Annotated in this window: 9 protein-coding genes; 6 read left to right on the top strand and 3 right to left on the bottom strand. The window is 74.8% G+C overall.

The genetic code is table 11. From position 1 onward, the window contains the following. Positions 1-20 precede the first annotated feature (20 nt). A complete protein-coding gene (locus tag AB4039_RS30310; protein WP_266844992.1) occupies positions 21-470 on the bottom strand; it encodes a nuclear transport factor 2 family protein in 450 nt (149 codons plus the stop codon). Between the two features lie 11 nt (positions 471-481). Continuing rightward, positions 482-925: a nuclear transport factor 2 family protein gene (locus AB4039_RS30305; protein WP_266844991.1), complete on the bottom strand. Its 444-nt coding sequence runs from the start codon at positions 923-925 to the stop codon at positions 482-484. Between the two features lie 209 nt (positions 926-1,134). Between AB4039_RS30305 and AB4039_RS30300 the strand changes: the two genes are divergently transcribed. The 5 genes from AB4039_RS30300 to AB4039_RS30280 all read left to right on the top strand — a co-directional run bounded on the left by AB4039_RS30300 (position 1,135) and on the right by AB4039_RS30280 (position 13,577). Continuing rightward, positions 1,135-2,574 (top strand): NAD(P)/FAD-dependent oxidoreductase, encoded by a 1,440-nt coding sequence (locus AB4039_RS30300; protein WP_442272286.1) that lies wholly within the window; start codon positions 1,135-1,137, stop codon positions 2,572-2,574. A gap of 229 nt (positions 2,575-2,803) precedes the next feature. After that, positions 2,804-5,566, top strand: coding sequence for a LuxR family transcriptional regulator (locus AB4039_RS30295; protein ID WP_266844989.1), 2,763 nt, complete (start codon positions 2,804-2,806; stop codon positions 5,564-5,566). Positions 5,567-5,702: 136 nt separating this feature from the next. Then, the gene (locus AB4039_RS30290) at positions 5,703-6,464 is read left to right on the top strand and encodes an alpha/beta fold hydrolase (RefSeq protein WP_266844988.1); all 762 of its coding nucleotides are present in this window, start codon (positions 5,703-5,705) and stop codon (positions 6,462-6,464) included. Between the two features lie 212 nt (positions 6,465-6,676). Continuing rightward, on the top strand, positions 6,677-7,729 hold the full coding sequence (gene zapE, locus AB4039_RS30285) for a cell division protein ZapE (protein ID WP_266844987.1): 1,053 nt from the start codon (positions 6,677-6,679) through the stop codon (positions 7,727-7,729). A gap of 52 nt (positions 7,730-7,781) precedes the next feature. Continuing rightward, on the top strand, positions 7,782-13,577 hold the full coding sequence (locus tag AB4039_RS30280) for an SDR family NAD(P)-dependent oxidoreductase (RefSeq protein WP_442272289.1): 5,796 nt from the start codon (positions 7,782-7,784) through the stop codon (positions 13,575-13,577). A 70-nt stretch (positions 13,578-13,647) separates the two neighbouring features. Here the strand turns inward: AB4039_RS30280 and AB4039_RS30275 are convergent, their stop codons facing one another. Next, positions 13,648-14,871, bottom strand: a complete 1,224-nt coding sequence (locus tag AB4039_RS30275; RefSeq protein WP_442272285.1) for a cytochrome P450 family protein — start codon at positions 14,869-14,871, stop codon at positions 13,648-13,650. Between the two features lie 244 nt (positions 14,872-15,115). Between AB4039_RS30275 and AB4039_RS30270 the strand changes: the two genes are divergently transcribed. Further along, positions 15,116-19,779, top strand: a 4,664-nt coding sequence (locus AB4039_RS30270; protein WP_442272284.1) for a beta-ketoacyl synthase N-terminal-like domain-containing protein, incomplete at its 3' end; no start/stop codon positions are given.

Raw genomic sequence — 19,779 nt, 5'->3', positions numbered from 1 at the left:
CGTACGGGCGCGGCGCCGTGTCACTCCTGCCCGGGGTCGAGCAGGGACAGGTCCGACTTCCCCCAGTACACCCACACCGCTTCGATCAGACCGTGCGAACCGGTCCGGAAGATGCTCGTGAGCGCGAATTTGATGCGCTTGCGGAACGGGTCCGCGGGCTTGTCCAGATAACCGTGCTTCGTCAGCGCGGGACCCAGCGGGAGGTAATTCATGTACACCGACACCGGAATGGCCACGTGCAGGCCGTCCTGTGCGGCCACCGGAACACCGGCGACGTCCACGGTTTTCGCTTCCGCGGCCCGCTGGAAATGCACGCGCAATGCGTCGTGCCCGATCATGGGAACCGAACCGACCGGGTCCTCGAACCGTACGTCCTTCGTGTAGAGCTCCAGCATGTGGTCCACGTTGCCGCTGCTCATGCGACGGCAGTGCTCCAGCGCCAGTTCCTTGCGGGTCGCCTCGTCCAGCATCTCTTCCTCCCCTAAGCCGCGTCGACGAGGGAGACGTCGCTCGCCCCCCAGTAGGCCTTCATGTCCTCGATGAGCCCGTCGTCCCCGGCCCGGATCACCATCACGAAGCGGAACAGCATCCGCTGCCGCGCGGGATCGGCCGGCACCGGCAGTACGCCGTGCCGCGTCAGGATCGGCCCCAGCGGCAGGTAGTCCATCGTGGCGGCGACCGGAACGGCGGCGTGACGCCCGTCCTGGGCCGCCACCGGCGGACCCGGCACCTCCACCGTGTTGCCGGTCACCGCACCGGTCGCGTGCGCGCGCAGTGCCGCGTGGCCCTGCTGCGCCCCGGCGCCCACGGGGTCCTCGAAGCGGACGTCCGGCGAGTACAGCTTCAGCAGCCCCTCGACGTCCCCCGCGTTGACCCGGCGCGTGTGTTCCAGGATCAGGTCTTTCAGCGCCGCCTCGTCCAGCATGAATTCTTCTCCTTTCGGCAGGCCGGACCATCGTCGCGGCGAGCACCGCGATCCCGCCATAGGCGCCTGGTTTGATAGGGGTTCGTAGGGGTTCAGGGCATTGTGGGCGAGTGCTAGCGTCGCGGGGATCGGGAATGCCTGCACCGGAGCCCGGGAATTCGAATTCGACGGTGCGCAATGCGTCTGACGGATGGAAGGGTCACGCTCTCATGACCGCAGAAACACGCGCAGTGGTAATCGGCGGCGGCCTGGCCGGGATGCTGGCGTCCGCGGTGCTCGCGCGGCACGTGGACCGCGTCACCGTGGTGGAACGGGACGTGTTCCCCGACGGGCCGGAGCTGCGCAAGGGCGTCCCCCAGGCACGGCACGCCCACCTCCTGTGGTCCGGCGGCGCCCGCGCCATCGAGTCCCTGCTGCCCGGCACCCTCAAGGAGCTGGCCGACGCGGGGGCCCACCGCCTCTACCTGCCGCGCGACATCGTCTGGTTCACCCCGTACGGCTGGCAGACCCGCTTCCCCGGCAGCCAGTTCATGATCACCGCCAGCCGGGCCCTGCTCGACTGGGTGGTCCGCGAGCAGGCGCTGAAGAACCCGCGGATCGAGGTGCTCCAGGAGACCGGCGTCACCGGTCTCCTCGGCACCGCCGCCCGCGTCACCGGCGTCCGCCTGCGCGACGCCGCGGGCCAGGAGAGCGAGCTCGCCGCCGACTTCGTCGTCGACACCGGCGGCCGCCCCTCCCAGACCCTCAAGTGGCTTCCCGAGCTGGGCCTGCCGGAGGTCGAGGAGGACGTCGTCGACACCGGCATCGCCTACGCCACCCGCGTCTACCGGGCCCCCGCCGGCGCGGAGACCTTCCCCATGGTCAACGTCGCCGCCGCCCCCGGCACCGGCGAGCCCGGCCGCAACGGCGCCCTCGTCCCCATCGAGGGCGGCCGCTGGCTGGTCACCCTCGCGGGCACCCGCGGCGCCGAGCCGCCCACCGAGGACGAGGCGTTCATCCCCTTCGCGCGCGGCCTGCGCCACCCGGTCATCGCCGACCTGCTGGAACGCGCCGAACCCCTCGGCCCGGTCCAGGGATCCCGCTCCACCGTCAACCGCCGCCGCTACTACGAGCGCCTCGCCGTCTGGCCCGAGGGCCTGCTGGTGCTCGGCGACGCCCTCGCCGCCTTCAACCCCGTCTACGGGCACGGCATGAGCTGCGCCGCCCTCAGCGCCCGCGCCCTGGACACCGCGCTGACCCGCGGAGGCCTGGGCGACGGCACCGCCGACGCCGCCCGGCACGCCGTCGCCAAGGTCGTCGACGACCCGTGGCTGCTCGCCACCACCCAGGACATCTGCTACCCCGGCACCCGCAACCACGCCAAGGACCCGCGGATCGCCCCGCGCCCGCAGGACGCCCAGCAGTTCGCCGACCTGCTCGGCACCGCCGCCCTCTACGACCCCGTGGTCAACGCGGCGGCCATGCAGGTCACCTCGCTCGCCGCGCCCGTGGCCAGCCTGGAGTCCCCCCACCTGGTCGCCGCCCTGCGCAAGGCCGGCGCGGCCGGCGCCTTCACCGAACTGGACGGCCCCCCGTTCACCCCGGCCGAGCGGGCCCTCCTCGCCGCCGCCCCCCAGGACGCGTCGGCCCCGGCCCTCACCGGCGCCTGAAGCCCGTGGCCGGAGGCGGCGCCGACCGGGCGCCGCCCCCGGCGGCCGGGCCTACCACGCGTTCCGCTTCCCGTGCGCCGACGCCCCCGAGAAGGGCGTGATCACGCCTTCGCATTTCCTGCCGGGCAACTAGTGACCGGCGCCGGACCCGCCAACTCCAGTGACTCTCAAGGCATCGTTTGCTGCGGTTCGAGGCACGGCAATGCGGAGGGGGCGGACCATGAGGCTCATGTGCAGGGACGACGTATACGCTCAGCTCGAAGGCGCGCTGACGGCGTGTACGTCCGGGACGGCGGGCCTCGTGCTCCTGGAAGGCGCGGTCGGCTGCGGGAAGACGGAGATGCTCCTGCACGTGGCCGAAACCGCCGAGCGGCTCGGCGCCCTGGTGCTGCGGGCCGCCGGTTCCACCCGCGAGCGCGACGTCCCCCACGGCGTCCTGCGCCAGCTGACCGCGGGACTCCCCGACGACACCCACCCGGCCGCGGCCGGCGGCCGGGAGCCGCTCACGGGCCGCGAGTTCATCTCGGCGCTGCGCACCGCCGCCGAGCGGACCCCCGTCGTCCTGTGCGTGGACGACCTCCACCACACCGACCCCGCGTCCCTCGAACGGCTGCTGGACGTGGCCCGCGCAGTACGCGGCGAACGGCTTCTGCTGGTCCTGGCCGACGCGCCCCACGAGCACGCGGAGAGCCCGCTCGCCCGCACCGAGTTCCTGCGCCACCCCGGCTTCGTCCGGATCCCGCTCGCGCGGCTCGACGAGACCGGCACCGCCGCCCTGCTGGAGGACCACACCGGCCGCCCGGCGACGGCCGAGGGCACCGCCTGGCTGTACGGCGCCACCGGCGGGAACCCGCTGCTGCTGCGCGCCCTGCTCAGCGAACGCCCCCGCTCGGTACGCGGCCCCGACGACCGGTGGCCGGAACCCGCACCGGGCGGCCCCTTCACCCAGGCCGCGCTGACCTGCCTGCACCGCGACGGCGCGGACTCCCGCACCCTCGCCGTGGCCCTCGCCGCCCTCGGCGACGACGCCACCCCCGAACTGACGGCCCGGCTCGCCGGCACCGGCCCCACCGCCGCCGCCCGCGCGGCCGCCGCCCTGGAGGCCTCCGGGCTCACCGACGACGGGCGGCTGCGCCACCCCGCCGTCGCCGCCGCCGTCCTCGACGGCGTCTCCCGGCACGAACTCGCCCTGCTGCGCACCCGCGCCGCCCACGTCCTCCACGAGGCGGGCGCCCGGGCCGCCGCCGTCGCCCCGCACCTCCTGGCCGCCTCGGAGGCCGGAGCCGGATCCGAGGAGGCACCGCGCGGCGACTGGCCCGTCCGGGTCCTGCGCGAGGCCGCCCTCCAGGACCTGGTCGACGACGAGACCTGCGACCGGGCCGCCGCCTACCTGGAGCTCGCCCGCACCCTCTGCTCGGACGAGCAGACCGGCTGGGAGATCGGCCTCCAGCTGGCCGCGGTGACCTGGCGCAAGCACCCGGCCGCCGCCGAACGCCACCTCGACGGGCCGCTCGCGGCGCTGCGCCGCGGCGGCCTCGGCCCCGCCGCGGCCGGCCGGCTCGCCCGGCTCCTCGTCGCGCAGGGCCGCATCGAGGACGCCGCCGAGGCCCTCGAACGCATGGCGGACCCGCGCACCGCCGCCCGTACCACCCGAGAGGACCCGCTGCGCGAACTGTTCGCGCTGCCCCCGGCCACGGCCCCCGCGGGCCCCCCGGCCGCCGGACCCGGCGCGCCCGGCGACCACCCCGGCAGCCCCGCCCGTACCGGCACCGCCGAACTGCGCTCCTCCGCCGCCCTGTGGACCCACCCCGACAGCGCCGGCGACGAACAGGCCGCCGAACGCCTCCTCAAGGGTGCCCCGCTGGCCCACGCCACCTTCGACCCCATCGTCCAGGCCGTCCGCACCCTCGTGCACGCCGACCGCCCCGACCGGGCCGTCGTCTGGTGCCGGCGCCTGCAGACCGAGGCGCAGCCCGCCGACAACCCCGGCTGGCAGTCCGTGTTCGGGCTCGTGCACTCCGAGGCACTGCTGCGCCTGGGCGACCTCGCCGGCGCCGAACGCGAGGCCTCCGCCGCCGTCGACGCCGTCGCCGACCGGGGCGGACTGTTCCTCTTCGGCCCCGTCGCCACCCTCGTCACCGCCCTCACCGCGATGGGCCGCTACGACGCCGTGGCCCGCCGCCTCCAGATGCCCGTCCCCGAAGAGCTCTTCTCCAGCGTCTACGCCCTCAACTACCTCAGGGCGCGCGGCTACTACTACCTGGCCACCCACCGCCACCGCGCCGCCCTCGGCGAGTTCCTCGACGCCGGCCGGCTCGCCCAGCGCTGGGGCCTGGACCGGCCGCGCCAGCTCCCCTGGCGCACCGACGCCGCCGAGGCCCTGCTGCGGCTCGGCGAGCACCGCCAGGCCGAACGCTTCGTCGTCGAGCAGCTCGCCACCTCCGGCGTGCGCAGCCCGCGCGTGCGCGGCGTCTCCCTGAGGCTGCGCGCGGCCACCTCCGAACTGCGCCAGCGCCCCAAACTGCTCACCCGGGCCGTCGACGAACTCAGCCGCTCCGGCGACCGGCTGGAACTGGCCAAGGCCCTCGCCGACCTCGGCCGCGCCCTGCTGCTGCTCGGCGAGGGCACCCGGGCCGGCATGGTCACCCGCCGGGCCTGGCACCTGGCCGCCGACTGCGGGGCCCTGCCGCTGTGCGAGCAGATCATGCCGGGCCAGACCGGGACCGAGCAGCGCACCGCGCCCGTCCAGCGCACCGAGGAGTCCCCGGAGGCCGAGCAGCTCAGCGAGTCCGAGCGGCGGGTCGCGGCGCTGGCCGCGTACGGCTACACCAACCGGGAGATCTCCGCGAAGCTCTACGTCACCGTCAGCACCGTCGAGCAGCACCTCACCCGCGCCTACCGCAAGCTCGGCATCTCGCGCCGCCAGGACCTGCCCATGGACCTCCAGTTCGACAGCCTCGAAAGCGCCTTCCCCGGGGCGGGGGTCGCGTAGCGGCCCGCGGGGGAGACGGGTCCGGGGCCCGGGGCCCGGACTGGGGTGGCCAGGGGCTCCGGCAGGGGTGGGGCCCGCGCACGCGCCGCCGTAACGTCGGGCGCGACGCGTGCAAGCGAGCGATGTTGGGGGAACCGTGGTCCGTCGGCCTTGGGACGTGGAGTGCCCGGACGCACCCGTACGGCTGTTCTGCCTTCCGTGGGCCGGCGGCAGCGCGGTGACGTACCGGCGTGGCTGGCCCCAGGCGCTGGCCCCCGACGTCGACGTCCACGCCGTCGAACTGCCGGGCCGAGGAACCGAGTTCGGGGACCCTCCGCTGCGCCGCGTGGAGCCCCTGCTCGACGCGCTGATGACGCGGGTCGTCCCGCTCGTCGACCGTCCGTACGCGGTCTTCGGTCACAGCATGGGCTCCATGCTCGGCCTGGAGCTCACCCGCCGGCTGGTCGCCGCGGGCCTGCCCGAGCCGATCCGGATGTTCGTGTCCGGCAGCGGCATGCCGGGCCGCCGCCCCCGCACCGGGGGCACCCCGCTGCACGAGCTCCCCGAGAACGAGTTCCGCGAGTGGCTGCGCACCACCGGCGGCACCCCCGCCGAGGTCTTCCGCAACCCCGAACTCCTGGACCTCGTCTCCCCCCTGCTGCGCGCCGACTTCGAACTCTGCGACGCCTACCGCCACCGGCCCGCGCCGCCCTTCGGCTGCCCCGTCACCGCGATCGGCGGCGACGCCGACCCCTACGTGCCGGTCGACGCGCTCGCGGAGTGGGCCGAGATCACCACCGGCCCCTTCGACCGCCTGGTGCTGACCGGCGGCCACTTCGCCTTCCAGGAGCACCTGGACCGGGTCCACGCCTTCGTCGCCGCCGCCCTGCGCAGCGCCGTACGCGGCCTCACCCACTGACCGGCGGCCGGCGCGGCACAGGGGTGGGCGGGGGACGGACAGGGGTGCCCGGGGCGGACGCAGGGGTGTCCGCGCCCGGATCAGGGGTGAGGACCGGGTCCGCGGTGATCCAGTCTTGGAGGGGGCCGTACGCGTCAGGAATGATGATCATCTCTTGATCGCACGTGCGCATCGGGATTCGGTACCAAGGGGAAACTGGTGATCATCAGTTGATGCGGGAGTTCGAGAACGCCGCCCGGCAGGCCGGCTTCGTCCTGGACGACGCCCAGCGACAGGCCGCCCTCAGGCTCGGTGAACTCGGCGCGGACGTCACGCGCAAACGGGGACTGTTCGGCCGCGGGGCCAGACCCCCGCGCGGGGTGTACCTGTGGGGGTCGGTCGGCCGCGGCAAGAGCTGGCTGACCACCACCCTGTACGAGGCCGTGCCCCTGCGGAACAAGCGACGGCTGCACTTCCACGACTTCTTCCGCGAGTTCCACGCCGCCTACCGGCGCCACCAGGGCGACCGCCGGGTCACCGACCTCGCCGTCACCGAGCTGCTGGGCGACTGCCGCTTCCTCGTCTTCGACGAGTTCCACGTCCACGACGCCGGTGACGCGATGCTGATCGGCCGCGTCCTGCGATCGATCCTCGACCAGCGGATCACCCTGCTCACCACCTCCAACTACCCTCCGGCCGGGCTGCTCCCCAACCCCGTCTTCCACGAGATGTTCCTGCCGACGATCAAGATGCTCGAAGAGACCATGGACGTCGTCGAGCTCGGCGGCGGACGGGACTACCGGGCCGAGTACGCGTCGGGCACCGCCCGCTCCGAGTTCGAACGCGGGGCCTACCTCTGGCCCGGCACCGAGGAGCAGCTCGCCGAACACGGCCTCGGCCTCCCGCGCGCCGGAGACCGGCAGCAGGTCGAGGTGACCGGCGGTCGCACCGTCCAGGCGCTGGCGGTCGACGACGAGCGGATCTGGTTCGACTTCCACGACCTGTGCGACCGGCCGAACTCGACCGGTGACTACCTCGCACTGACGGACCGCCACCCCGTCTGGGTGCTCTCCGGCCTGCCCCGCCTGGCCGGCGAGGACCGCGACGCGGCCCAGCGGTTCGCCAACCTCATCGACGTGCTCTGCGACCGGGACGTACGCCTCGTCCTCGTCGGAGAGGCACCGCTCGACGAGGTGCTGCGGGGCGAGTCCCTGCCGCTCGACGTCAACCGGACCGCGAGCCGCCTGTCGCTGCTGTCCGCCACGGCCGACTCCGACGCGCACTGAGCGGGGCCCGGACGGTGCGGAACGCGCGGCCCCCTCCGCAGCTGTTTCCGACATCAGACAACAAAGGGCAATGCCGATGGCGACCGAACAAGAACTCCGCGACTACCTGAAGCGCGCGACCGTCGAACTGCGCTCCGTGAAGCAGCAGCTCCACGAGGCCGAGGAAGCGGGCCACGAGCCCATCGCCATCGTCGGGATGGGCTGCCGCTTCCCCGGCGGGGTGACCTCGCCGGAGGACCTGTGGCGGCTGCTCGACGGGGGAGTCGACGCGATCTCCCCCTTCCCCGCCGACCGCGGCTGGGACCTCGACGCGCTGTACGACCCGGACCCCGACCGGCCCGGGACCACGTACACCCGCGAGGGCGGGTTCATCGACCGCGTCGCCGAGTTCGACGCCGCGTTCTTCGGCATCAACCAGCGCGAGGCCCTCGCGATGGACCCCCAGCAGCGCCTCCTGATGGAGACCGCCTGGGAGGTCGTCGAACGGGCCGGGATCGACGCCGCCTCGCTGCGCGGCAGCCGCACCGGCGTGTTCCTCTCCGTGATGTACCACGACTACGCCAACCTCCTGGAAGGCCGGGAGAACCTGGCCGGCTACGTGATCAACGGCAGCGCCGGCAGCATCGCCTCGGGGCGCATCGCCTACACCTTCGGCTTCGAGGGCCCCGCCCTCACCGTGGACACCGCCTGCTCCTCCTCGCTGGTGACCCTGCACCTGGCGGCCGAGTCGCTGCGCCGCGGCGAGTGCTCGCTGGCGATGACCGGCGGGGCGACGGTCATGTCCACGCCCGCCTCCTTCGTGGAGTTCAGCCGCCAGCGCTCGCTCGCCCCCGACGGCCGCTGCAAGCCCTTCTCCGCGCACGCCGACGGCACCGGCTGGTCCGAAGGAGTGGGCATGCTCCTCCTGGAGCGGCTCTCCGACGCCCGCCGCAACGGCCACGAGGTCCTCGCCGTGATCCGCGGCTCGGCCGTCAACCAGGACGGCGCGAGCAACGGCCTGACCGCCCCCAACGGCCCCTCGCAGCAGCGGGTCATCGGGCAGGCCCTGGCCAACGCCCGGCTGACCGCGGACCAGGTCGACGCCGTCGAGGCCCACGGCACGGGCACCTCCCTCGGCGACCCGATCGAGGCGCAGTCGCTGCTGGCCACCTACGGCCAGGAGCGCCCGGCGGACCAGCCGCTGTGGCTGGGCTCCCTCAAGTCCAACATCGGCCACACCCAGGCCGCCGCCGGCGCCGGCGGGGTCATCAAGATGGTCATGGCCATGCGGCACGGCGTCCTGCCGCAGTCCCTGCACGCCACGGAGCCGACCCCGCACGTCGACTGGGCCTCCGGCGCGGTGGAACTGCTGGCCGAGGCCCGGCCGTGGCCCGAGACCGGACGCCCCCGGCGCGCCGCCGTCTCCTCCTTCGGCATCAGCGGCACCAACGCCCACGCCATCCTGGAACAGGCACCCGACCCCGGCCCGGACCCCCTCCCCGCCGAGGCCCCAGCGGCCGCCGACGGGGACCCCGCCGCACCCGCCGCCCGCCCCGCCGCCTTCTCCCCCGGCGCCGCCGCCACCGCCTGGCCGCTCTCGGGCCGCACCGCCCCGGCCCTGCGCGCACAGGCCGAGCGGCTGCGGGCCCTCGTCCAGGCCGACCCGGGCCTCGACCCGTACGACGTGGGCGGCGCCCTGCTGCACGCCCGCTCGGCCTTCGAACACCGCGCGGTCCTCCTCGCCGACGGCCGCGACGGCTTCCTGGGCGCTCTGGACGCGCTGGCCGCCGACGCGGGCGGGAACGCGGACGGGGGCGCGGGCCGCCTCACCGCCGGCCGGCTCCCCGCCGGGCCGGTCACCGGCGTGGCCCGGTCCTCCGGCGTCCGGCCGGTGTTCGTCTTCCCCGGCCAGGGCTCGCAGTGGACCGGCATGGCCCTCGAACTCCTCGACACCTCCCCGGTCTTCGCCGCACGCGTCGAAGCCTGCGCGGCCGCGTTCGCCCCCCATCTGGACTGGTCGCTGACCGACGTCCTGCGGGCCGCGGACGGAGCGCCCTCCCTGGACCGGGTGGACGTCCTGCAGCCCGCCCTGTTCGCGGTGATGGTCTCCCTCGCCGAACTCTGGCGGGCCTGCGGCGTCGAACCGGCCGCGGTGGTCGGCCACAGCCAGGGCGAGGTCGCCGCGGCCGTCGTCGCCGGCGCGCTCTCCCTGGCCGACGGGGCCAGGATCGTCGCACTGCGCAGCCAGGCCCTGCTCGAACTGTCGGGCACCAGCGCCATGGCCTCCGTAGCCCTGCCCGCGGACCGCGTCGAGGACCTGCTGTCCGCGTGGGACGGCAGGCTCTCCCTCGCCGCCGTCAACGGACCGACCTCAGCGGTCGTCGCGGGCGACCGTACGGCCCTGGACGAACTCCTGGAGAAGCTCACGGCCGACGGCGTCTGGGCCCGGCGGGTCCACGGCGTGGACACCCCGGGGCACTCGGCCCGCATCGAGGAGGTGCGCGAGCGGATGCTCGACGCCCTCGCACCGGTCGCCCCCGCCGGATCCGCCGTTCCCTACTACTCCACCGTGACCGGCACCCTGCTGGAGACCGAGGAACTGGACGCCGGCTACTGGTACCGCAACATGCGCCAGACCGTCCGGCTGGAACCGGCCGTACGGGCCCTGGCCGCCGACGGCTACGCCCACTTCCTGGAGATCGGCCCGCACCCGGTGCTCGGCGTGGGGCTGGCCGAGACCCTCGAACAGGCCGGCACCGACGCCTTCCTGGGCGAGACGCTGCGCCGCGGCTCCGGCGGCCCCGCCCGCTTCCTGACCTCGCTCGCCACCGCCCACGTCCACGGCGTCGACGTGGACTGGGACGCGGTGCACGCCGGCCGGCCGGCCCGGCCGGTCGACCTGCCCACGTACGCCTTCCAGCGCAGCCGGTACTGGCCGGAGGCCTTCGTCCCCGCCGGCGACGCCACCGCGCTCGGCCTCGGCTCCGCCGGACACCCCCTGCTCGGCGCCGCCGTCCCGCTGCCCGACACCGACGGCTTCCTCTTCACCACCCGCCTCTCCCGCACCTCCCACCCCTGGCTCGCCGACCACGCCCTGCTCGGCGACGCGCTCCTGCCGGGCACCGCCTTCCTGGAACTGGCCCTGCACGCCGGCCGTCGGCTCGGCTGCCCCCGGGTGGAGGAACTCGTCCTGGAGGCCGCGCTGTCGCTGCCCGAGCAGGGCGGTGTCCAGGTCCAGCTCACCGTCGGCGCACCGGACGACGCGGGCCGCCGACCGGTGGCCGTGTACGCGCGGAACGACGGCGCGGAGGGCTCGGACGGCTCGGACGGCTCGGACGGCGACCCGGCCGGTGGCGGACGGCCGTGGACCCGTCAGGCCGGCGGGCACCTCGCCCCGGACACCGCCCCCGCCACCGCCGGCTTCGGCGTGTGGCCGCCCGAGGGGGCGAGCCCGGTCGACGTGACGGACCTCTACGACCGGTTCGCCGCGGCGGGCTTCGGGTACGGGCCCGTCTTCCGGGGGCTGCGCGCCGCGTGGCGCCGGGGCGACGAGGTCTTCGCCGAGGTCAGCCTCCCCGAGGACCAGCGGGACCCGGCCGGCCGCTTCGGCCTGCACCCCGCCCTCTCGGACTCCGCCCTGCACGCGATCCCGCTCGGAGCGCTGCCGGGCGAGGACGGCGAGGACGGCGGGATCGGCGAGGGGCGGATGCCCTTCTCCTGGCACGACGTGACCCTGCACGCCACCGGCGCCACGGCGCTGCGGGTCGCCCTCGCGCCCGCCGGCAACGACGCCGTCTCGCTCGAACTCACCGACCAGACCGGCCTCCCGGTGGCGACCGTCGCCTCGCTGGTGCTGCGCCCGCTGACCCGCGACCGGCTCGCCGCCGCCCGCTCCCGGCACGCCGACGCGCTGTTCCGCCTCGACTGGACCCCGCTCCCGGCCGCGCAGGCGGCCCCCGGCGGCCCCTGGGCGGTGCTCGGCAGCGCCACCCCCGGCCCGGCGGCCGGCGCCCAGCGGATCGGGCACCTCGCGGAGCTCACCGCCGCCCCCGCGCTCGTACTGGCCTCGCCCGCCGCGGGCGCCCCCGACGTGCGCGCCGCGACCGCCGCCACCCTGGAACTGCTGCGGTCCTGGCTCGCGGACCCCCGCCTCGCGGACTCCCGCCTCGCCGTCGTCACCCGGGGCGCCGTGGCGACGGGGGAGACCGACGGGGCCCCGGACCTGGTCCAGGCCGCCGTGTGGGGCCTGGTGCGCTCGGCGCAGTCGGAGCACCCCGAGCGGTTCCTGCTGATCGACCTGGAGCCGGCCGCCGGGGACACCGCCGAGAGCGTGCTCGCAGCCGGCGACCAGACCGCCCTGGGCCGGGCCGTGGCCTCCGCGGAACCCCAGACCGCGCTGCGCGGCGGCACGGTCCACGCCCTGCGCCTGGCCCGTACGACCACGAGCGCGACCGCCGCCACCGCGACCGCCGCCACCGCGACCGCCGCCACCGCGACGGACGCCGCCCCCGCACCGCGCGGGCCGCTCCTCGCACCCGGCGGCACCGTCCTGATCACCGGCGGCACCGGAACCCTCGGCCGGGCCGTCGCCCGCCACCTGGTCACCGTCCACGGCGTACGTCACCTCCTGCTGGCCTCGCGCTCCGGCGGCGCCGAGGACCTCGTCGCCGAACTGTCGGAGGCGGGCGCCTCGGTCACCGTCGCCGCCTGTGACACCGCCGACCGCGACGCCGTGGCCGCCCTCCTGGACTCGGTCCCGGCGGCCCACCCGCTGACCGCCGTCATCCACACGGCGGGGGTCCTGGACGACGGTGTGATCGAGTCCCTCACCCCGGAGCGCTTCGACGCGGTCCTGCGCCCCAAGGCCGACGCGGCCGGACACCTCCACGAACTCACCGCCGGGCTCGACCTGTCGGCGTTCGTCCTGTTCTCCTCCGCCGCGAGCCTGTTCGGCGCCCCCGGCCAGGGCAACTACGCCGCGGCCAACGCCTACGTCGACGCCCTCGCCCAGCACCGGCGGGCGCTCGGCCTGCCCGCCCAGTCCCTCGCCTGGGGCCTGTGGGCCGAACGCAGCGGCATGACCGGACACCTCGACGGGGCCGGGATCGCCCGCATCGAGCGCGCCGGAGCCCAGGCCCTGACGACCGCCGAGGGCCTGGAACTCCTGGACGCCGCCCTCACCCGCGACGAGGCCGTGCTCGTGCCGATGCGGGTGGACCTCGCGGCGCTGCGCGCCCAGGCCGCGGCCGGCGAGAGCGTGCCGTCGCTGCTGCGCGCCCTGGTCCCCGTACCGGTGCGCCGGGCGGCGGCCGCCGCCGAGGCGGCGCCGCGGACCTCCCTGGCGCAGCAGCTGGCGGGACTCCCGGAGAACGAGCGCACGCGGATCCTGTCGGACCTGGTGCGCGGCCACGCCGCCACCGTCCTCGGCCACGCCGGACCGCAGGCCGTCGAGGCCGACCGGGGCTTCCTGGAACTGGGGCTGGACTCCCTCACCGCGGTCCAGCTCCGCAACCGCCTCGGCACCGCCACCGGGCTGCGCCTGCCCACCACCCTCGTCTTCGACTACCCGACGCCGGCCGCGCTCGCCGCGCACCTGCGCGGCCTGCTCGCCGTCGAGGAGGTCCGCCCGCCGGTGTTCGGCGAACTGGACCGGCTGGAGGGCACCCTGCGGGCGGTCGCCTCCGACGCGTCCGAGGACGTACGGGCGGACGTGTCCGCGCGCCTGAACGGCCTGCTGGCGCTCCTGGCGACGGCATCGCCCGCCGGGCCCGCGGACGGGACGGACGGGGGCGCCGGCGCCACCGCGGCCCTGGGCACCGCCTCCGCCGACGAGATCTTCGACTTCATCCGGGCGGAGTTCGGCAAGTAGGGACGAACGCGGAGGGCCTGCGCCGGGCGGAACGATCCGCCGGGCGCAGGCCCTTTCCTTTTCCCTCCCGCTACGGGCGCAGCCGCACCGGGAGCGTCTCCAGGCCCTGCATCATGAAGCTCTTGCGCCAGCGCAATTCCGAATCCGGCACGGCGAGGGAAAGGTCGGGGAATCGGGCGAGGATATCGCGCAGCGCGATTTCCATTTCCGCGCGGGCGAGCGGCGCGCCGACGCAGTAGTGGATTCCGTACCCGAATCCCAGGTGCCCGTTGGTGGACCGGGCCACATCGAGCATGTGCGGGCAGGCGAACTTCGCCTCGTCCCGGTTGGCCGACCCGAGCAGCACCGACACGTATTCGCCCGCCCCGACCGTCACACCGCCCAGTTCCAGCGGCTCCGTCGCGTAGCGCAGGGTCGCCCGGTTCCCCGGACCCTCGTAGCGCAGGAATTCCTCGTTGGCGGCCGGAATGAGGGCCGGGTCCTCGCGGACCGCCGCGAGCTGTTCCGGATGGTTCAGCAGCGCCCGCACGCCGTGCCCGATCATGTTCACGGTGGTTTCGTATCCCGCCACCACCAGCAGGAAGACCGTCGAGACCAGTTCCACGTCGGAAAGCTGGTCCTGGTCGTCGCGGGCGGTCACCAGGGCGCTGATGAGGTCGTCGCCCGGATCGGCCCGCTTCTGCTGGATCATCGCGCCGATGTGCTGCCCGAACTTCGCCATGTTCGCGCCGGCGTTCTCGTTGTCGTTCGACATGATGGCGCCCGTCAGCCCCACCAGGATCGGCAGGTGCTCGGCCGTGATGCCCAGGAGTTCCCCGAGCACCTTGACCGGGAACACCGCGGTGTAGTGCTCCACGAGGTCCACGGTGCCGTCGCCCGATTCCGCGGCGGCCTTCTCGGCCGCGTCCAGCAGATCCGCGCTGATCCGCTCGATCGTGGGCCGCAGCCGCTCCACGCTGCGCGCGGTCAGGGCCTTGTTGACCAGCTTGCGCAGCCGGGTGTGGCCCGGCGGGTCCATGTTGAGCATGTGCCGGCCCACCGAGCTGTGCTCCAGCCGGGGCGTGCCGCCGGCGCTCATCTCGCGGTCGAAGTAGCCCAGCTCGACCGAGGTGTCGATGTCCTTGGACAGCGCCGGGTGGGTCATCGCGACCCGGGCCTCCTCGTGGCTGACAACGGCCCATACCCGCAGGCCGCTGGGCAGCAGCATCCGGTGCACCGGCCCCTTCGCCCTGAGGTCGGCGAAGGCCGGATAGGGGTTGCTCAAAAACTCGTCATCCATTATCGGAAGGGACACGAATACTCCTCGGATTGCTTTATAGGGGTTGCCTGGAGGGCTCTGGTAGGGGTTTCCGCAGGGGTTTATAGGGGCTGATAGGGGTCGCCCTGGGTAACACCACTATTGAAGTTGATCTCGCTTGTCGGTTCGCATAGTATCGGCCGCCTGGCGGGGGAAGCCAAAGGAATTCATAAAGCTTTCTCCCGTTCGGTAAGAGCATTGGTCCGGATCAATGTGGTCGATCGGATGCGAGGGACACGCAATGGGGGAGCAGGGTGTGCGGGCCGGCCTTGTCAGGCCGATCTCGGAACTCCTCCGGGAGCACGCACGCGAGCGCGCCGCCCGGGTCGCCTACTCCGACGGGACGCGCGGCGTCACGTACGGGGAACTGGCGACGACGACGGGCCGGCTCGCCGGTCACCTCGCCGCCCTCGCGGACGGCCGCGGCCGACGCGTCCTGGTCCACCTGGGCAACCGGGTCGAGACGGTCGAGGGCTTCCTCGCCGCGACCCGGGCGTCCCTCGTCGCCGTGCCGGTCAACCCGCACGCGGGAGACGCGGAACTGAGGCACGTCCTCGACGACTGCGAAGCCGTCCTCGTCATTACCGACGCGCACCGCCTCGCGCAGTACCGCCGCCTGGACGCGGTCGGACACGGCATCCGCTTCGTCGTCGTCTCCGCACCGGGCGACACCCACGACGACACCCCCGCCACCCACGACGTCCACGACGTCCACGACTTCGCGCGGCTGTGCGCCACCGAACCGGCCGTGCCCGCCCCGGACGACCTCGGCCTCGACGAGGTCGCCTGGATGCTCTACACCTCCGGCACCACCGGCGCCCCCAAGGGCGTCCTGTCCACCCAGCGCGCCGGCCTCCGGTCCGTCGCGGCCGGCTACCCGTCGGTCCTCGGCATCACCGAGGACGACCGGCTGCTGTGGCCCCTGCCGCTGCACCACAGCTTCGCGTTCAACCTCTGCGTCCTCGGCGTCACCGCCACCGGCGCCTCCGCGCGGATCATGGCCGACTTCACGCCGGGTGAGGTGCTCGCCGAACTGCGCGCGGCCCCGTACACCCTGATGGCGGCCGTCCCGACCCTGTGCCACCACCTGCTGGACACCGCGGGCGAGGGCGAACCGGCCCTCACCGGACTGCGGGCGTTCCTGGTGGCCGGCGCGGTGACCGGCGCGGCCCTCGGCGAACGCTTCGCCGCGGCCTTCGGCGTCCCGCTGATCGACAGCTACGGCAGCACCGAGACCACCGGCGTCATCACCTGCAACCCGCTCACCGGACCGCGCGTCCCCGGCTCCTGCGGCCGCCCCGTACCGGGCCTCGGCCTGCGCGTCGTCGACCCGGCCACCCGGCTCGACGTCCCCGGCGGCGACGAGGGCGAGATCTGGGTCGACAGCCCCAGCCTGATGCTCGGCTACCACCACGCCCCCGAGGCGACCGCGGCGGCCTTCCACGACGGCTGGTACCGCACCGGCGACCTGGGACGGCTCGACGCCGACGGCTTCCTGACCATCACCGGACGGCTCAAGGAACTGATCATCCGGGGCGGCGAGAACATCCACCCCGCCGAGATCGAGGACCTGATCCGCGCCGACGAAGCCGTCGCCGACGCCGCCGTGGTCGCGCGCCCCCACCCCGGACTCGGCGAGGTCCCCGTCGCCTACGTGGTGCCCAAGGACGGCCGGAGCCTGTCGCCCGCGGACATCCTGACCCGGTGCCGCGAGCAGCTCGCCTACTTCAAGGTGCCCGCCGCGCTCCACCTCACGACCCGCATCCCCCGGACCGCCTCCGGCAAGATCGTCCGCGGGCTGGTCGGGAACGGCCCCGAGCCCTCGCGGCTCCTCGCGGCCGGCTCCACCCACCACGACCGGGTCGGCCGGACCCTGCCCGAACCGGCGCCGCTGCCCGCCTCGCTCCCCGCCGACGACACGAGCGCACTGGCCGGCACCCCCGTGCTCCTGCTCACCGGCCCCGGCGAGGACCGCGCCGCGGCCCTCGCCGCCCACCTGACCGGCGCCCACCTGTGCCCGGACGTCGTCCGCGCCACCTGCGACCCCGCCGACGCCGAAGCGGTCGACCGTGCCCTGACCGGCTTCGACACCCACGCCGTGGTCCTGCTCACCGCCACCGGGCCCGGTGCCGTACCCGGCGCCGTCGCCGTCCTCGACGCCGTCGCCCGGCGCCTGCGCGCGGACGGCCGTAAGGCGCTCTCCCTGAGCGCGGCACCGGAGGTCACCGGGCGGGAGCTGGGCGAAGGCCTCGACGCCGCGCTGATCGAGGGCGAACCGGCCGTCCGGGTCCACGCGTTCGGCGACGAGCCGGCGCGCGCCACCGCCACGGCCACCGAGGACCCGGCACTGGCCCTGAGGCTGACCGCGGAACTGGCCCCCCTGAGCGAGGCCGGCCGCGAACGGCGCCTGCTGCGCATCGTCGCCGACGCCATCGCCGACGTCCGCGGTGCCGCCCCCGCCTCCGACCCCCGGGAGCGGTCCCGGCCGCTCGGCTTCGACTCCATGGCATCGGTGAGGCTGGCCACGCGCCTGGCCGCCGCCACCGGCCTGCGGCTGCCGGCCTCGCTGGCGTTCGACCACCCGAGCCCGCTCCTGCTGGCCCGGTTCCTGCGCGGCGCTCTCCTCGACGGGACGTCCGCCCCCGCGACGGGGGAGCGGGCCGGGCAGGACCCGCTGGCCGACGCCGCCGACCCGGTCGTCGTGGTCGGCGCCGCCTGCCGGTTCCCCGGCGGCGTGGGATCGCCCGAGGAACTCTGGCGGCTGGTCGCCTCCGGCACCGATGCCGTCGGCCCCTTCCCGCGGGACCGCGGCTGGGACCTGGACGGCCTGTTCGACGCCGACCCCGACGCGCCCGGGACCACGTACACCCGCGACGGCGGATTCCTCGACGGGGCCGCCGAGTTCGACGCCGGCTTCTTCGGGATCTCCCCGCGCGAGGCCCTCGCGATGGACCCCCAGCAGCGGCTGCTGCTGGAGACCTCCTGGGAGCTGTTCGAGCAGGCGGGCATCGACCCCGACTCCCTGCGCGGCAGCCGCACCGGCGTCTACGCCGGGCAGATGTACCACGACTACGCGCCCCGGCTCGCCGGGGAGAGCGGCCTGGAGGGGTACCTCAGCACGGGCGGCGCGGGCAGCGTCCTGTCGGGCCGGCTGTCCTACTTCTACGGGTTCCAGGGCCCCGCGCTGACCGTCGACACGGCGTGCTCGTCCTCCCTCGTCGCCCTGCACCTCGCGGCCGAGGCCCTGCGCCGGGGCGAATGCTCGCTCGCCGTGGCCGGCGGTGTCGCCCTGATGTCCACCCCGGCCTCCTTCGTCGACTTCAGCCGCCAGCGCGGCCTGGCCCCCGACGGCCGCTGCAAGCCCTTCGCCGCCGCCGCCGACGGCACCGCCTGGTCCGAGGGCGTCGGCCTGCTCCTCGTAGAGCGGCTGTCGGACGCCCGCCGCAACGGCCACGAGGTCCTCGCGGTCCTCAAGGGGTCCGCGGTCAACCAGGACGGCGCCTCCAACGGCCTGTCCGCCCCCAACGGCCCCTCCCAGCAGCGCGTCATCCGCCAGGCCCTGGCCAACGCCGGCCTGACGGGCGGCCAGGTCGACGCCGTCGAGGCCCACGGCACGGGCACGACCCTCGGCGACCCCATCGAAGCGCAGGCGCTCCTCGCCACCTACGGCCAGGACCGGGCGGCGACGGACCGGCCGCTGTGGCTCGGCTCCRTCAAGTCGAACCTGGGCCACACCCAGGCCGCGGCGGGCATGGCCGGCGTCATCAAGATGATGATGGCGATGCGCCACGGCGTCCTGCCCCGCACCCTCCACGTCGACGCGCCCACCCCGCACGTGGACTGGACGGCCGGGCGGGTCGAACTGCTCGGGGAGAGCGTCACCTGGCCCGAGACGGGCGAACCCCGCCGGGCCGCCGTCTCCTCCTTCGGCATCAGCGGCACCAACGCCCACGTCATCCTGGAGGAAGCACCGCCCCTCAGCGAGCCGGAGCCGCCGACGGCGAACGCCCCCCTGCCCGTGTGGGTGCTGTCGGGGCGGGACGCGCAGGCGGTGCGGGCGCAGGCGGGCCGGCTGCTGGAGCGGGTGACGGCGGACACGGACCTGGACGTGGCGGACGTGGCCTTCTCGCTGGCGACCTCGCGGGCGGCCCTGGGTACCCGTGCGGCCGTGGTGGCGGCGGACCGGGACGGTCTGCTGTCCGCCCTGGAGGCCCTGGCCGCGGGCCGTCCGGCGTCCGGGGTCGTCGAGGGCGCGGTGTCCGGCGGGAAGCTGGCCTTCCTGTTCTCGGGTCAGGGTGGGCAGCGTCCGGGGATGGGGCGTGAGCTGTACGAGGCGCAGCCGGTGTTCGCCGCCGCTTTCGACGAGGTGTGCGCGCACTTCGACCTGCCGCTGAAGGACGTGGTCTTCGGCGACGGGGAGGAGATCCACCGCACGGAGTTCACCCAGCCGGCGCTCTTCGCGGTCGAGGTGGCTCTGTACCGCCTGCTGGAGGCCTACGGCATCCGCCCCGACCTGCTCGCCGGGCACTCGATCGGCGAGATCGCCGCCGCGCACGTGGCGGGCGTCCTGTCGCTGGCGGACGCGGCCCGTCTGGTGGCGGCCCGTGGCGCGCTGATGGGCGCGCTGCCGAAGGGCGGCGCGATGGTCTCCGTCCAGGCGGCCGAGGCCGAGGTCCGCCCGCTGCTCTGCTCCGAGGTGGACATCGCGGCCGTCAACGGGCCCTCCGCGGTGGTCATTTCCGGCACCGAGCGGGCTGTCCTGGAGGTGGCCGGGCAGCTGGCCGAGCGGGGTCACAAGACCAAGCGCCTCACGGTCTCGCACGCCTTCCACTCCCCGCTGATGGAGCCGATGCTGGAGGCGTTCCGCGAGGTCGCCGAGTCCCTGACCTATGCGGCTCCGGCGAT

Origin of the sequence: Streptomyces sp. M-16 (assembly GCF_052114405.1) — a bacterium.
In the GTDB taxonomy this organism is placed as follows: domain Bacteria; phylum Actinomycetota; class Actinomycetes; order Streptomycetales; family Streptomycetaceae; genus Streptomyces.
The sequence above is the reverse complement of the archived record's forward strand: the minus strand, read 5'-3'. Positions and strand labels throughout refer to the sequence as shown.

Excerpts from the sequence above, each read along its gene's own strand:
- AB4039_RS30305 (WP_266844991.1), bottom strand. The coding sequence starts at position 925 with ATGCTGGACGAGGCGGCGCTGAAAGACCTGATCCTGGAACACACGCGC.
- zapE (WP_266844987.1), top strand. The coding sequence starts at position 6,677 with ATGCGGGAGTTCGAGAACGCCGCCCGGCAGGCCGGCTTCGTCCTGGAC.
- AB4039_RS30295 (WP_266844989.1), top strand. The coding sequence starts at position 2,804 with ATGTGCAGGGACGACGTATACGCTCAGCTCGAAGGCGCGCTGACGGCG.
- AB4039_RS30310 (WP_266844992.1), bottom strand. The coding sequence starts at position 470 with ATGCTGGACGAGGCGACCCGCAAGGAACTGGCGCTGGAGCACTGCCGT.
- AB4039_RS30300 (WP_442272286.1), top strand. The coding sequence starts at position 1,135 with ATGACCGCAGAAACACGCGCAGTGGTAATCGGCGGCGGCCTGGCCGGG.